Annotated in this window: 12 protein-coding genes, 1 tRNA gene and 1 pseudogene; 7 read left to right on the top strand and 7 right to left on the bottom strand. The window is 59.0% G+C overall.

Translation table 11 applies throughout. The features are described from left to right. Positions 1-2: 2 nt before the first annotated feature. From Q0899_RS09085 to Q0899_RS09075, 3 genes and pseudogenes are all read right to left on the bottom strand, one after another. A complete protein-coding gene (locus tag Q0899_RS09085) occupies positions 3-887 on the bottom strand; it encodes a LysR family transcriptional regulator (protein ID WP_299192319.1) in 885 nt (294 codons plus the stop codon). A 17-nt stretch (positions 888-904) separates the two neighbouring features. Continuing rightward, positions 905-1,501 (bottom strand): IclR family transcriptional regulator, encoded by a 597-nt coding sequence (locus tag Q0899_RS09080; RefSeq protein ID WP_298297734.1) that lies wholly within the window; start codon positions 1,499-1,501, stop codon positions 905-907. Positions 1,502-1,504: 3 nt separating this feature from the next. After that, a pseudogene (locus tag Q0899_RS09075) lies at positions 1,505-1,669 on the bottom strand (helix-turn-helix domain-containing protein); the annotation flags it as partial. Positions 1,670-1,793: 124 nt separating this feature from the next. On the opposite strand from Q0899_RS09075, the gene Q0899_RS09070 reads away from it, so the two are divergent. From Q0899_RS09070 to Q0899_RS09055, 4 genes are all read left to right on the top strand, one after another. Further along, the gene (locus tag Q0899_RS09070; protein WP_299192317.1) at positions 1,794-3,425 is read left to right on the top strand and encodes a choline dehydrogenase; all 1,632 of its coding nucleotides are present in this window, start codon (positions 1,794-1,796) and stop codon (positions 3,423-3,425) included. 4 nt (positions 3,426-3,429) lie between these two features. Then, positions 3,430-4,098 carry a TerC family protein gene (locus tag Q0899_RS09065; protein WP_298296121.1) on the top strand — a complete coding sequence of 223 codons (669 nt, stop codon included), beginning with the start codon at positions 3,430-3,432 and terminating at the stop codon, positions 4,096-4,098. A gap of 146 nt (positions 4,099-4,244) precedes the next feature. Continuing rightward, positions 4,245-5,339, top strand: coding sequence for a TRAP transporter substrate-binding protein (locus Q0899_RS09060; RefSeq protein ID WP_298296122.1), 1,095 nt, complete (start codon positions 4,245-4,247; stop codon positions 5,337-5,339). A 123-nt stretch (positions 5,340-5,462) separates the two neighbouring features. After that, a complete protein-coding gene (locus tag Q0899_RS09055) occupies positions 5,463-7,925 on the top strand; it encodes a TRAP transporter large permease subunit (RefSeq protein ID WP_298296124.1) in 2,463 nt (820 codons plus the stop codon). Positions 7,926-7,999: 74 nt separating this feature from the next. Here the strand turns inward: Q0899_RS09055 and Q0899_RS09050 are convergent, their stop codons facing one another. The 3 genes from Q0899_RS09050 to Q0899_RS09040 all read right to left on the bottom strand — a co-directional run bounded on the left by Q0899_RS09050 (position 8,000) and on the right by Q0899_RS09040 (position 9,360). Next, on the bottom strand, positions 8,000-8,770 hold the full coding sequence (locus tag Q0899_RS09050; RefSeq protein WP_299192314.1) for an HpcH/HpaI aldolase/citrate lyase family protein: 771 nt from the start codon (positions 8,768-8,770) through the stop codon (positions 8,000-8,002). A gap of 64 nt (positions 8,771-8,834) precedes the next feature. Beyond that, positions 8,835-8,910 (bottom strand) — tRNA-Ala (locus Q0899_RS09045). A gap of 102 nt (positions 8,911-9,012) precedes the next feature. Next, on the bottom strand, positions 9,013-9,360 hold the full coding sequence (locus Q0899_RS09040) for a TIGR02300 family protein (RefSeq protein ID WP_298296128.1): 348 nt from the start codon (positions 9,358-9,360) through the stop codon (positions 9,013-9,015). 138 nt (positions 9,361-9,498) lie between these two features. Here Q0899_RS09040 and Q0899_RS09035 point away from each other — a divergent pair, with 138 nt between their 5' ends. The 3 genes from Q0899_RS09035 to Q0899_RS09025 all read left to right on the top strand — a co-directional run bounded on the left by Q0899_RS09035 (position 9,499) and on the right by Q0899_RS09025 (position 11,813). Then, positions 9,499-10,185 carry a SprT family zinc-dependent metalloprotease gene (locus Q0899_RS09035; protein WP_298355824.1) on the top strand — a complete coding sequence of 229 codons (687 nt, stop codon included), beginning with the start codon at positions 9,499-9,501 and terminating at the stop codon, positions 10,183-10,185. A gap of 39 nt (positions 10,186-10,224) precedes the next feature. Next, on the top strand, positions 10,225-10,875 hold the full coding sequence (locus tag Q0899_RS09030; protein WP_298296133.1) for a GntR family transcriptional regulator: 651 nt from the start codon (positions 10,225-10,227) through the stop codon (positions 10,873-10,875). Positions 10,876-11,051: 176 nt separating this feature from the next. Further along, positions 11,052-11,813 (top strand): hypothetical protein, encoded by a 762-nt coding sequence (locus Q0899_RS09025; protein WP_299192311.1) that lies wholly within the window; start codon positions 11,052-11,054, stop codon positions 11,811-11,813. Here Q0899_RS09025 and lpdA read toward each other — a convergent pair. Beyond that, on the bottom strand, positions 11,810-13,198 hold the full coding sequence (lpdA, locus tag Q0899_RS09020) for a dihydrolipoyl dehydrogenase (RefSeq protein WP_298296137.1): 1,389 nt from the start codon (positions 13,196-13,198) through the stop codon (positions 11,810-11,812). The genes Q0899_RS09025 and lpdA overlap by 4 nt on opposite strands. Positions 13,199-13,204: the final 6 nt, after the last annotated feature.

The following is a 13,204-nucleotide window of genomic DNA, read 5'->3' as shown; positions in this document are numbered from 1 at the left end:
CCTTAGCTGGCCAGCGTCGGCGTGGCGACAACGCTGGCGACCTCTTCCAGCAGCCGGTCCGTCAAGCGTCGCTTGGGGCAGTCAGTCCGTGTCAGCAGACCCAATTCACGCGTAGGTGCCCCGGCCAAGGGCAGCTTACGCAGGCTTGAAAAGGTGGGGTCCGGCACGCAGATGTCCGGCACAACGGACAGCCCCAGCCCATGCGCCACCATGGAGGCGACGGCCTCCAGGGTTTCCATTTCCATCGCGATCGTGACCGTCAGCTTTTGGCGGACAATCCAGTCGTCGGCCAGCCGCCCCGCGGCCGCCCGGCGGGTGTGGCGAATGTAGGGGTGCGATGTCAGCAGAGCTTTTGGGTCATCCCCCACAATGTCGGGGGCTGAAATCAGAACCAGCGGTTCGCCTGCCACGGGTTGCCACATCATAGTGTCTCGCTGCGAGGCGAACGGTCCCAAAAGCGCGGCGTCCAACGCCCCGCGTTCGACCTGTTCCGATAGGTCATCCGACAAGCCCGGCACAACGCGAATGCGCAGCCCGGGATAGGCGGCGACCAATTGCTTTACGGCGCGCGGGACCAAGCCGCGTAAAGTTGAGGGGACGGCCCCAAGGGTCATTTCGCCAAACAGCTGCGCTTCCCCCGTCAGGTCGTCCAGCAGGCCGTCATAGGCCTGCACAACGTCGCGTGCTTTGGGGATCAGCGATTGTCCCAGTGGGTTTAGCTTCGGGGTTTTTCGGTCACGGTCGAACAAGGTGACGCCCAGACTTTCTTCCAGCCGTTTCATCTGCTGCCCCACGGCGGCTTGGCTGACATTTACCCGTGCGGATGCGGCCGCAAAGCTGCCGGTCTCTGCCACGGCAATAAGGGATCGCAGCAGCGTTATGGACATGCGCCGTTCCCTTCAGCTTAGGATGAAAAGATAGTCTCGGTCAGTTTGCGCGAGGTGGCTTGAAGAACACCAACCTTGGTTTCGGCGAGTTCAATGCTGATGCGCTGTTCCGGCGCGTGGAACGCAACAGAGGCGCAGTACCGGCCGGTGGGGTCCAATATGGGGACGGCAACAGCCACCATGCCTTCAAAATACTCGCACCGGTCCAGCGCGTATCCTTGGCGCGCGATGTCTTGCAGTTCATCGAGGAAGGTGTCCGGATCAGTGATCGTGGACTCGGTGTGTCTTTCCAAATGCATAACATGGACCAGACGACGGCGCTCAGCTTTGGGAAGGGAGGCCAGGTATGTCTTGCCCGACGCGGTGCAATGAAAGGGGACATTCGTACCAATTGGCAGCTGGATGCGGAACGGCCAGTCGGTCTCTACCCGGTCCTGATATGACATCCCGCGGTCTTCCGGCACGACGAAGTTCACGGTCTCGCCAACTTCGCGCGCCAGTTCCTGCAACACCTGATGCCGCGCGACATGGCTGGAGGAGCTGTGCACAACACCCGCACCCATCATACGTGCACGCCGACCGGGGCGCAGCCCGCGTGCGCGTTCATCTCTCATTAAGAACCCTTCTTCTAGAAGGGTGTTGCACAGTCGGTGGGTGGTTTGCTTTGGTAGTCCAATGGCCCGCCCGATCTCAGCGGGCGACATCGGTTCAGATTGAAGGCCTACCGCTTCCAGAATAAGCAGGGTGCGCAGGTTCGTCGGAATTCGGCTCCCGTCGCCCATGTTGATCCTCCCAAATCGAACGTGAACATTTTTCGCTTGTGCGACTCATAGTTCCATGATGCAGTATAAAAACGGGACTTCAAGTCCCAATTTTTAAAAATTTATCGCTTTTGGGAGGAAGTGAGTGGACTTTGACTTCATCATCGTAGGTGCAGGCTCCGCTGGTTGCGTTCTCGCAAACCGACTTTCGGCCAATGGCAAATATAAAGTAGCGGTCTTGGAGGCGGGTGGCAAAGACACCTACCCATGGATCCACATCCCGGTCGGCTACTTCAAGACCATGTCCAATCCAAACACGGACTGGATGTACGAAACCGAGGCTGACCCTGGGTTGAATGGTCGGTCGCTCAAGTGGCCGCGTGGCAAGGTTCTGGGCGGCTCATCTTCTATCAACGGGCTGCTCTATGTGCGCGGTCAGGCGCAGGACTACGATGGCTGGCGCCAGCTCGGGAATACCGGTTGGAGCTGGAGTGACGTCGCTCCGCTGTTCAAACGCTCCGAGAATTACGAAAATGGCACTCGGGTAGACGAGCTGCGTGGCGGCGACGGGCCTCTGTCCGTTTCTGATACCACTGTCACACGCCAATGCGTTGACGACTGGCTGACGGCGGCGGTGAATGCCGGGTACAAGCGGGCCAAAGACTACAACGGCGCGGATCAAGAGGGCGTGTCGCTGTTCCAGCTGACCACCCGCAATGGTCGCCGCTGTTCCTCCGCCGTAGCTTATCTGAACCCGGCCAAGTCGCGCGAGAACCTGACTGTGCTGACGCGCTGTGCGGTCGAGAAGCTGACATTTGACGGCAAGCGCTGCACGGGTCTGATCGCCAACCACAACGGCCAGCAGATCACGATGAAGGCCAACAAGGAGGTCATCCTCTCTGCGGGCGCACTGGCCTCGCCGCAGATTTTGATGGTGTCGGGCGTCGGTGCGGCGGATGAGTTGAAGCCGCTTGGCATCGAAATGGTCCATGAAAACAAGGCCGTAGGGAAAAACCTGCAGGACCATCTTCAGGCGCGGCCCGTCTACAAGACGTCCCTTCCGACGATCAACACGGAGGTGTCGAGTTACTTCAAGCAGGCGATGATCGGCCTGCAATACATCGCGACCCGTGGCGGCCCGATGGCCATGGCGGCCAGCCTTGGCACAGGCTTTCTGAAGACCCGTGAGGATCTGGAAGTGCCGGACATTCAGTTTCACATCCAGCCTTTCTCGGCCGACAAAATCGACGAGGGCGCGCATAAGTTTTCCGCGTTCACCGCATCGGTGCTGCAATTGCGCCCGGAGAGCGTCGGGCATATGGAGCTGGCCTCTGCGGATATGCGGGACTACCCGAAAATTCACCCTAACTATCTGGCAACAAAGACAGATTGCGACACTATCGTCGAAGGGGTGCGGATTACCCGAAGGATTACCGGTACCGCGCCCATCGCGCAGTACGTCACAGAAGAGCATCAGCCGGGGCCTGGCGTCAGCGACGACTACGACGAAATCCTCGAATGGGTGCGCAACACGTCAACGACGATCTACCACCCGACCGGCACATGCAAAATGGGGGTAGATGACGCTGCGGTCGTTGATCCACGCCTAAAAGTCATAGGCATCGAGGGGCTGCGCGTTGCGGATGCTTCCATAATGCCAATCATTGTGTCAGGCAACACCAACGCACCGTCGATCATGATCGGCGAGAAGGCGTCCGACCTCATCCTGGAGGACGCCGAGAAAGGCGCCGCCGCACCAACGAAAGAAATGGCCTGACCATATGGATACGATCCTCGATTTCGGCAAAATCATCATTGCCGACCTGATCCTTTCTGGCGACAACGCTTTGATCATTGGCATGGCAGCGGCGGGTCTTGCGCCGGAGCTGCGCAAAAAAGCGATCCTCTACGGCATGATCATTGCCGCCGTGCTGCGGATCCTGTTCGCCATTGTGGCAACCAGCCTTCTGGGGATCAAAGGTATCCTCTTTGTTGGGTCGATTTTGCTGTTCTGGGTGTGCTGGAGGCTCTTCGTCGAAATTCGCGAGGGTGGAGCGCATGACGATGCGGAGGAGGCCATGGAAATGGCTGATGATCCCGAACAGGGCTACACTGGCCCGCCGCGAAAAACGATGATGTCGGCGCTGATTTCCATCACCATCGCTGATGTGTCCATGTCGTTGGACAATGTTTTGGCCGTTGCGGCCATTGCGGATGGCGACACGACCATGCTGGTTTTTGGGCTGGGTCTCGCAATCGTGCTGATGGCCTTTGCGGCCACGCTTATTATGAAGTTGCTAACGAAGTACCCTTGGATATCGTGGGTCGGGTTGATCGTGCTCGTCTACGTTGCGGGGGAGATGTTCTACCGCGGCGTGGTCGATGTGAATATCGGCGTGGGCCCTTGGCTTGGACTTATGGAGGGATGGCCTACCGGAAAGGGGCATTAAGCCAATCGGAAAAGGGTACATAGGGAAAGAATTCAATTCGCTTATGGTGGGGCATCCTGCCAGAGTTGAACCATACGCCGGGCAATATGCCTTCATTGGCCGGCTTAGAACAGAAGAAGAAGGCTTGGACCTTAAGGGAGGACCTAATGTTTAACTTGAAAACTCTAACTGCCAGTGCGGTTGGCCTCGCGTTGATGGCGACTGGCGCCATGGCGGAAAAAGTGCTGCGTATCCAGTCAGTTCTGCCAAATACTGCTGACGAAGTGGTCATGCTCAATGAGTTCGGCAAAGACGTTGCTGCGCTCACAGGCGGATCGCTGACCATCGAAGTGCTGCCGGCCGGCGCTGTCGTTGGCCCACGCGACATCATGGACGCGGTTGACGCGGGCCTGGTCGAAGGTGGCTTTGCCTGGACACACTACTGGGGCGGTAAGCACGTTGCAGCCAACCTCTTCGGCGCTCCTGTTGCGGGTGCTGGTGTTGGTCTCGACAACATCGCGTTCCTGAGCTGGTTCCAGTTTGGCGGCGGCAAAGAGCTGTATGACCGTCTGTGGGATGAAATGGGCGTAAACGTCAAAGGCTTCATGCTGCAGCCGGTTGGCCCAGAGGCCCTTGGCTGGTTCCCAGAGCCGATCACATCCATGGATGACTTCCGCCAGATGCGTTTCCGGGCCCCTCCAGGCATGGTTGGCGCGGCTTACGCTGACATCGGCGTTCCTGCTGTTGCTATGGGCGGCGGCGACATCCTGCCAGCTCTGGAAAAAGGCACAATCGACGCGGCTGAATGGTGCTGCCCGAAGCCTGACTCTGTGTTTGGTTTCCAGAAAGTGCTGAAGCACTACTACCTGCAAGGCCTGCACCAGGTCACCGTGAACGCAGACATGTATGTGAACAAAGACTTCTACAACGGCCTGACCGAGCTTGAGCAAAAAGCGCTCGAAGTTGCGTCTACCGCGTCGCTGTCGAAATCGCTGTCCTACCGTATCTACGAAAACGGTAAAGCGCTGAAGGACCTCACCGAGAACCACGGTGTTATCCTTGAGGACACACCAGCTGACTACTTCACCGAGTACTCCGCTGCTGCGACCAAAGCGCTGCAAGCTGCTGCTGACGAGAACGAGTTCTTCGCAGAAGTTTGGGCGTCTCAGACAGAGTTCGCCAAGATCGCCGTTCCATTCTGGGCCGGTGCTCAGACATCGAACGCGAACCTTGGTCGCGCGTTTGCAGACACACTGAAGTAATTCAGGTCAGAGCGGGCCCTTCCGGGGGCCCGCTCGTTCTTTCTTTCCAAGCGCCCTCAGCATCGGACGTTTCGAAACTAAGAACATGGATATCAAATCCATGTCCACGGGAGGGACCGCCACATGGCAGATGAACCGAATCCAGAAGATCTGGAGATCGCGGATGAATTGATCGCCGAGCGGCGCGCTGAAGCCCCTGGCGAAACTCCGGCTGATATGACTGCGTGGCAACGCCCGATCACCGCAGCGATCGACGTGATTAACTACCGGGCCGGTCAGATCATCGCATTGATGATGGTCCCCTTGATTGCGATCGTTGTCTGGGAGGTCTTTTCGCGGAACTCCTTCATCATCCTGCAGAACGCAGGATACGAAGATTTTGCCCGCTCGATGGGCCTTGGCCCGACGTTGCAAGCTTACGATCTCAGCCGGATGATCGCCGGTGTCTTGTGGATGGCCGGCGCGGGCTACGGGCTTATGCGCGGTGTGCATATCCGCGCCGATTTTATCTATCGCTTCTGGTCGGACAAAACCCAAGCGACCGTGGACGCTGTCGCCTATCTTCTGTTCTTCATCCCGTCGATGATCTTCTTTACCGTTGTTGCGTCGCAATATTGGTTCCTGTCCTATGAGACCGGCGAACGGCTGGCGCTCGACAGTGCATGGCAACCGATCCTGTGGCCCGCGCGTCTGGCCATGCCTATCGGCGGCGTGCTGCTGTTGTTGCAAGGCCTGCCCGAAATTTTCCGGGCCTTCCATAAGATGGGCAAAGAACGGGAGAAGTGGTTTGTCCGCTTCCTCCCCGTCTATGCTGTCTTCATAATCTGGCTGTCGCTGGCGATCTTCCTGCCCGATGTCATCCCGGGCGGTGCGTGGTTCACCGAGATTATGAGCGCACGCCCGAACCTGGATAAGCCAATCATCGGGCTGATCATGCTGGGCGCGATGCTGTTCGTGATCTTCATCGGGTTCCCGATCTCCTTCACGCTGATATTCCTGGCATTCGTCTTCGGTATCTGGGGGTCGAACTTCAAGCTGACGACGCTGCTGATGACGCTCAACACCAACTCCACCATGCTGAACGACCAGCTGATGGCGGTGCCGCTCTTCGTGCTGATGGGCATCGTGATGGAAAGCGCAGGCCTGATGGAACGGCTCTTCGCCTCCATCCAGATGATCATGGCCCGCGTGCGCGGGGCGCTGTTTATCGCGGTGCTGATCGTGTCAACCATCTTCGCGGCGGCAACCGGCATCGTGGGCGCGTCGGTGACGCTGCTTGGCATCATGGCCGGGGCCACGATGAGCCGCTCTGGCTATGACGTAAAACTGGCTGCCGGTACGATCACCGCGGGTGGTACGTTGGGCATCTTGATCCCACCCTCGATCATGCTGATCGTCATGGGGCCGGTGCTTGAGGTCTCCACGCTCGATCTGTTCCGCGGCGCGTTCATCCCCGGCGCACTTCTGGCCTCACTCTACCTGATCTACACACTGGGGCGCTGCTGGTTGAACCCGAGCCTTGGTCCGATCCTGTCGGAAGAAGACCAGCCGGAAACCTCCAAGTTCTACGGGGCCGAGGTGGCGTTGATCTGCCTGGGCATCCTGACGGTCTGCCGCGTCTTTGGGCTGGGCATGGGCGGCGCGCTTGGCACGGTGGTGCCGTTTGGCGGGCTCTTTGGGCTTATCATAGCCTTGGGCCTAGTCTATGCGGCCTACCGCAAGCTCGCGGTCCTGCGGGTCATGGTGCCTGTCGCGGTTGTTTTCCACCTCTACCTGTCGCTGGTCGCAGGTGGTGGCATTTCGGTTTGGGGCATGGTCTTCAGCGCCTTCATCGTGCTACTCGCGATCCTTGGGCGGCCGATCTACAGCAAGGAGGCCGAAGGCGGCTTCTATTTCTCCGACCTGTGGGACGAGTTCTTCGCTGGCCTGATGCCGCCAACGATCCTGATCTCCTTCGCGCTGGGCTCGATCCTGTTTGGGTTCGCAACCCCGGCTGAAGCGGCGGCGATGGGGGCCTTCGGTGCCATCATCCTGGCCATTGCCTATCGTAAGTTCACGCTCCCCGGTTTCTTCGACAGCTTGATCAAAGCGCTCGAAATCACGGTTCTTATCATGTTCCTTGTCGCGGCGTCCAACTTCTTCGGTGCACAGTTTAGTGCGCTCGGCACGCCACGTATGATGACCGAGATATTGCTGGGGCTCGATATGGCGCCCTTCTTGGTCCTCCTTCTGGTGATGGCGCTGATCTTCCTTCTGGGGTGGCCGCTGGAATGGGTGCCGATCGTGCTGATCGTGGTCCCGATTCTGCTGCCAACGGTGCAGGCGCTCGATATCCATGGGCTCAGCAGCTACGACCTGATGGTCTGGTTCGGCATCCTTGTGGCGGTGAACCTGCAGACGGCCTGGCTCAGTCCGCCCGTGGCGCTGTCGGCCTACTTCCTGAAGGGGGTCGTGCCCAATTGGGATCTCAAGGACATCTACCTGGGCATGATGCAATTCATGCTGGTGCAGCTCTTTGGTCTCATCCTGCTCTTGGCATTCCCGCAACTCGTGCTTTGGCTGCCGCGGGTCATGGGCGGGGGATAACGCCGGGCGCGAACAAAAAAAAGGCCCGGCAGGGGGAAACCCGCCGGGCCTTTTTGTGTTTGATAGGGGGCGGGTTAAAGCGTCTCTTTCACCGAGGCTGCTAGCGCATCCGCGCCACGGCTTAGAATCGCGGCATCGGTGCCGCAGGCCACAAAGGTGAAGCCATCGTTAAGCAGCTTGCTGGCAAAAGGCCCGTCCACGACCAGCGTGCCCACGGGCATGCCCTTGGCAATCAGCTTGGACGCTGTCGTCCAAATCAGCTCCCACACGTCGGGGTGCATTGGTTGGCCCAACAGTCCAATATCCGCCGCAATATCGGCGGGGCCGAAAAAGATGCCAGAGACCCCGTCAACAGCGGCAATCTCCTCCGCTCGCTCAATCGCCTCGCGGGTTTCAAGCTGAATAATGACGGTCGTCTCATCCTCGACCTTGGTCGCATAATCCTTGATCCGCCCGAACCGGTTGCCGCGATGCGAGCCGCTGAACCCGCGCATCCCGCGTGGCGGGTAACGTGTCGAGGCCACGGCCAATTCGCATTCCTCAACCGTCTGCACCATCGGAAAGACCAGCCCCGGCGCGCCCAAATCCAGAAGCCGCTTTACCAGCACCGGATCGTTGGTCTGCGGCCTGACCAGCGCCGTGGCACCGCTGCGCTCAAACGCCTGCAGCTGGCCAAGCACCGATTGCATGTCATTGGGCGAATGCTCCATATCCAGCACCACCCAATCGAAATCGGATGCCGCCACGACCTCGGCCTGAAAGCCGCCCAAAAGCGTGACCCACAGACCGACTTGTTTCTGCCCCGCCGCAATGGCGTGGGTGAACGGATTTTTGCTAAGTTCCATGGCGGCACAATGACGGTGCAAAGAAGCCGCGTCCAGCGCCATGAAAACCGGAATCTGGGGAAGTTGGTGGACCCTAGCGGGATCGAACCGCTGACCTCCTGCATGCCATGCAGGCGCTCTCCCAGCTGAGCTAAGGGCCCTGAAGCGGCGATAGCCGCGAGGGGTGGTTTAGGCGGCGCGGCGGATCAGTTCAAGCAAAAAATCCGTGGCCCGCGCGGCCAAATCTTGTCTGACGAAACCACTTAGGAATCGTCGTCGTCATCCGATGCCACGTCGGCCAGCTCGTCCAGGCTGACGGTGTCGTCGTCGTCATCATCCAGAACGTCGTCACCCAGATCGACGTCATCCGCGTCATCTTCCGCGTCGTCATCCAAAACCACTTCGTCGTCATCGGTGACGGCGTCGGCATTGTCTTTGTTCTGTGCGTCGGCCTTGTCGGCCTTCATGGTGCGGGACTTGTTGCCGGTTAGGCTTTCAAGCGTCATCTCATGCGCGCAGGACGGGCAGGTCATCGGGTCGTTCTGCAGATCGTAAAACCGGACCGAGCAGTTCGGGCAAACGCGTTTTACGCCCCATTCTTCTTTGGGCATGATCGTCCTCATATGCGGTGTTTTTAAACAGGTTGGAGCCAGTTGCCACAAGGGCGCAGGCGTGTAAAGCCTTTCCCTAGTTTGCACAGGGCAAATAAGGGCCTATTATCAGATTGCAACATGTAGGAGCAGGCGTAGGTGACGCAGATCATCCAGCTTGGGCAGCCCCCGATTGACGTGAATGTAAAACGCTCCGCCCGCGCGAAGCGTTTGTCGCTGCGCATCTCGGGCGTGGACGGCAAAGTGTCGCTGACCTTGCCGCGCTTTTCATCCGCGTCCGAGGCGCAGGGGTTTCTGCGCGAAAAAGAGGGGTGGATCAGAAAGCACCTCGACAAGCAGCCTGACTTGGCAGTTGTTGAGCCCGGCGCGATGATCCCCATCGAGGGGGCCGAGCGCCAGATCGTCGAGACCGCAACCCGCGTCGTCAAACTGCATCCACATTGGGTCGAAGTGCCATATGGCGCAGACAAAACCGCGCCGCGCATAAGGGCGTTTCTGAAAAACCTCGCGCGGGACCGTTTGTCTGCAGCCTCGCAGCATTACGCCGGCCTGATCGGGCGGGAGTTTGGCAAGATTACATTGCGAGACACCCGGTCCCGCTGGGGGTCCTGCACGTCGGAGGGTAATCTGATGTATTCGTGGCGGTTGATCCTCGCCCCCGTTGAGGTGCTGGACTACGTCGCCGCGCACGAGGTCTGCCATCTGGCCGAGATGAACCATTCAGCCGCGTATTGGGCAAATGTTGCCGCCGTGATGCCGGGGTATAAAGCCCATCGCAAATGGTTGCGCGACAATGGCGGTGCGCTGCACCGGTTCCAGTTCTGAGCGCTTGACCATGGGGGCGGTTGTGATCACAAAGACCCCATGTTGATCCAATCCAAAACCTCCCAACCCACCGGCGCGGCCAATGACATGGTCTACCGCAGCCTGCGCAGTCAGATCATGTATGGCGAGGTCAAGCCGGGCAAAGCCATGACCCTGCGCGGCATCGGCAAGGAGTTCGGCGTCTCCATGACCCCGGCCCGCGAAGCGGTGCGCCGTCTGGTAGCGGAAGGGGCGCTGTCACTGTCCTCGTCGGGCCGCATCACAACGCCAGAGCTGTCCAATGAGCGGATCGAAGAACTTGCCGCCATCCGCGCGCTCTTGGAGCCCGAGCTGGCCGCCCGCGCCATCCCTCGCGCGCATTTTGCGTTGATCGAACGGCTGGAGAGCATCAACAGCACGATTGCGCAGGTCATCGCGCGCCATGATGCGCCGGGCTATATCCGGGCGAATCTCGACTTCCACCGCACGCTTTATCTGCGCGCCCAGGCCCCTGCGATGCTGGCCATGGCTGAAACCGTCTGGCTGCAAATGGGGCCCACCATGTGCGACCTGTACGGACGATTGAACCGCACCACTACGCCACAACATCACAAACGTATCGTGGCGGCGCTAAAGGCGGGCGACGAGCCCGGCGTCAGGCTGACGGTGCGCGCTGACGTTACACAAGGGTTGCGCATGCTGGCGCAGTGACCTTGGATACTTCGTAAACGAGACGTTAACGACGTCCAGAATTTCTCAACGAAATCAGTGCTTAACAACTCCTTTCCGGGTTCCCCGCGGGGAACCTTTGGGTCTGCGATCGGCCAACCATTAGAAGATTGCGCGGTGATGGGGTACAGTGCCCCCATTTGCGGCGAGGTGGCGCGATGACGGATTTTGAAGCAGCAACACAAGAATTGGATTTGGAACGGCAGCGGCTGGAGAACGAAAAGCTGCGTGCCGAGATTGAACAAGTGTCATTGTCGTGGTGGAAACGCCCCGGATATCTGGGAAGCATGACCCCGGTCCTAATTGCCCTCGCCGGCGTTTTTACCGCCTGGGTCAGCGGCTATTTCGACACGCAGCGCACGCAGCTGTCGAATGACATCGTAGCGCTGGAAGCCGACAAGATGGACCTCACGCAAGGCATCGCCGATGCGCAAAAGATCATTGATCTGGGATATCTCAGAATTCGCATGGCGGCGCAGGAAGCAAGTTATGCCCTTGGCCATTTCGGGTCGTTTTCAGAGGAATTTTCAAATTCCATTCAGACGCTGAACCGACTTTCCGACACGTTCCCTGATGAAGGCATCTCTGCGGTGAATACGCTGACAGATGCCGCAGCCAATCGGTTCAATATCGTGCAAATCACCGAAGAATCGCTGGAAGACCTGAAAGGCACGGTGCAACAGATTGAGGCTTCGCACTGGGCCAAGGAGCTACAAACCGGCCCCTTCCTTACCTCTCTGGAGCTTTTCGAGTCCGAGGACGGTTGCTATTTCGACGTTGGTCTTGGTCTGTTTCTGTCGGACGAGCAGGCCAAAGAGAAATTGGGTGACAGCCCCCTTGTCGACTTGCAAAACAGAGGCGGCAATCGCGAAGACTGCCTCCTCAGAAACCCGCAAGAGCCGGTGTTACCACAAGGTTAACTGTGGATCGGCCCGTCCCCGCAGGCGAGAGCTGCTTCGCGCACCGCTTCTGAATAGGTTGGGTGCGCATGACAGGTCCGCGCGAGATCCTCTGCGGCGGCGCCAAATTCCATCGCAACGCAAATCTCATGGATCAGGTCACCCGCCATCGGTCCGATGATATGCGCGCCCAAAATCCGATCGCTGCTCTTGTCGGCAAGAATTTTGACGAAGCCGTCACCCGCGAAATTGGCCTTGGCCCGGCCGTTTCCCATGAAGGAGAACTTGCCGACGTTATAGGCAATACCGGCCTCCTTCAGCTGCTCTTCGGTTTGACCGACAGAAGCGACTTCGGGGTGGGTGTAGATCACCCCGGGGATGACATTATAGTTCACGTGGCCCTTTTGACCGGCCAGAATTTCGGCAATCGCCATGCCTTCATCTTCGGCCTTATGGGCCAGCATCGGCCCGTCGATGCAGTCGCCGATTGCGTAGATGCCTTTGACTGTGGTGGCGTAATGGCCGTCCGTCACGATTTGCCCGCGCTTGGACATCTCGACGCCCAGCGCCTCCAATTCCAGCCCGTTGGTGTAAGGGCTTCGACCGGTGGCCACCAGCACGGTGTCGGCGTCTTCCACATGCTCGCTGTCGTCTTTGCGCAGCTTGAAGGTGACTTTGGCCTTGTTGTTCTTGACCTCGACCCCCTGAACGGCGGCCCCCATCTGGAAGGCGATGCCTTGCTTTTTGAGCGTGCGCTGGAAGGTCTTTTGAACCTCGGCATCCATGCCGGGGGTGATGGCGTCGAGAAATTCGATCACCTTCACCTCGGACCCCAAACGCTTGTAAACGCTGCCCAATTCCAGCCCGATGACGCCTGCGCCGATGACAATCAACTTCTTGGGGATCTTGCCCAGTTCCAGCGCGCCGGTGGAGGACACCACGGTCTTTTCGTCTATCTCGACGCCTGGAAGGGTCGACACTTTGGAGCCTGACGCGATGATGATGTGCTTGGCGGCATGCACATCGTCGCCGACCTTGACCTTGCCCGCCTCGGGGATCGACCCCCAGCCTTTCAACCAGTCTACCTTGTTCTTTTTGAACAGGAATTCGATGCCCTTGGTGTTCTGCCCGATTGTATCTTCCTTGTAGGACAGCATCTGCTTCCAATCGACCGACGGCGCTTTGCCTTTCAGCCCCATCGCGGCAAAGTTGTGCTCTGCCTCGTGCAGCATGTGGGAGGCGTGCAGCAGCGCTTTGGACGGGATGCATCCGACGTTCAGGCAGGTGCCGCCCAACGTCTCCCGCCCTTCGACGACGGCCGTTTTCAGGCCCAGCTGCGCGCAGCGGATGGCGCAGACATAGCCGCCGGGGCCGGAACCGATGATGATGACGTCGTAGCTGGGCATGAGGGT

The organism is uncultured Litoreibacter sp. (assembly GCF_947501785.1).
In the GTDB taxonomy this organism is placed as follows: domain Bacteria; phylum Pseudomonadota; class Alphaproteobacteria; order Rhodobacterales; family Rhodobacteraceae; genus Litoreibacter.
The sequence above is the reverse complement of the archived record's forward strand: the minus strand, read 5'-3'. Positions and strand labels throughout refer to the sequence as shown.

Coding starts and splice junctions, on each gene's coding strand:
- Q0899_RS09085 (WP_299192319.1), bottom strand. CDS start 887: ATGTCCATAACGCTGCTGCGATCCCTTATTGCCGTGGCAGAGACCGGC.
- Q0899_RS09080 (WP_298297734.1), bottom strand. CDS start 1,501: ATGAGAGATGAACGCGCACGCGGGCTGCGCCCCGGTCGGCGTGCACGT.
- Q0899_RS09065 (WP_298296121.1), top strand. CDS start 3,430: ATGGATACGATCCTCGATTTCGGCAAAATCATCATTGCCGACCTGATC.
- Q0899_RS09060 (WP_298296122.1), top strand. CDS start 4,245: ATGTTTAACTTGAAAACTCTAACTGCCAGTGCGGTTGGCCTCGCGTTG.
- Q0899_RS09055 (WP_298296124.1), top strand. CDS start 5,463: ATGGCAGATGAACCGAATCCAGAAGATCTGGAGATCGCGGATGAATTG.
- Q0899_RS09050 (WP_299192314.1), bottom strand. CDS start 8,770: ATGGAACTTAGCAAAAATCCGTTCACCCACGCCATTGCGGCGGGGCAG.
- Q0899_RS09040 (WP_298296128.1), bottom strand. CDS start 9,360: ATGCCCAAAGAAGAATGGGGCGTAAAACGCGTTTGCCCGAACTGCTCG.
- Q0899_RS09030 (WP_298296133.1), top strand. CDS start 10,225: ATGTTGATCCAATCCAAAACCTCCCAACCCACCGGCGCGGCCAATGAC.
- Q0899_RS09025 (WP_299192311.1), top strand. CDS start 11,052: ATGACGGATTTTGAAGCAGCAACACAAGAATTGGATTTGGAACGGCAG.
- lpdA (WP_298296137.1), bottom strand. CDS start 13,198: ATGCCCAGCTACGACGTCATCATCATCGGTTCCGGCCCCGGCGGCTAT.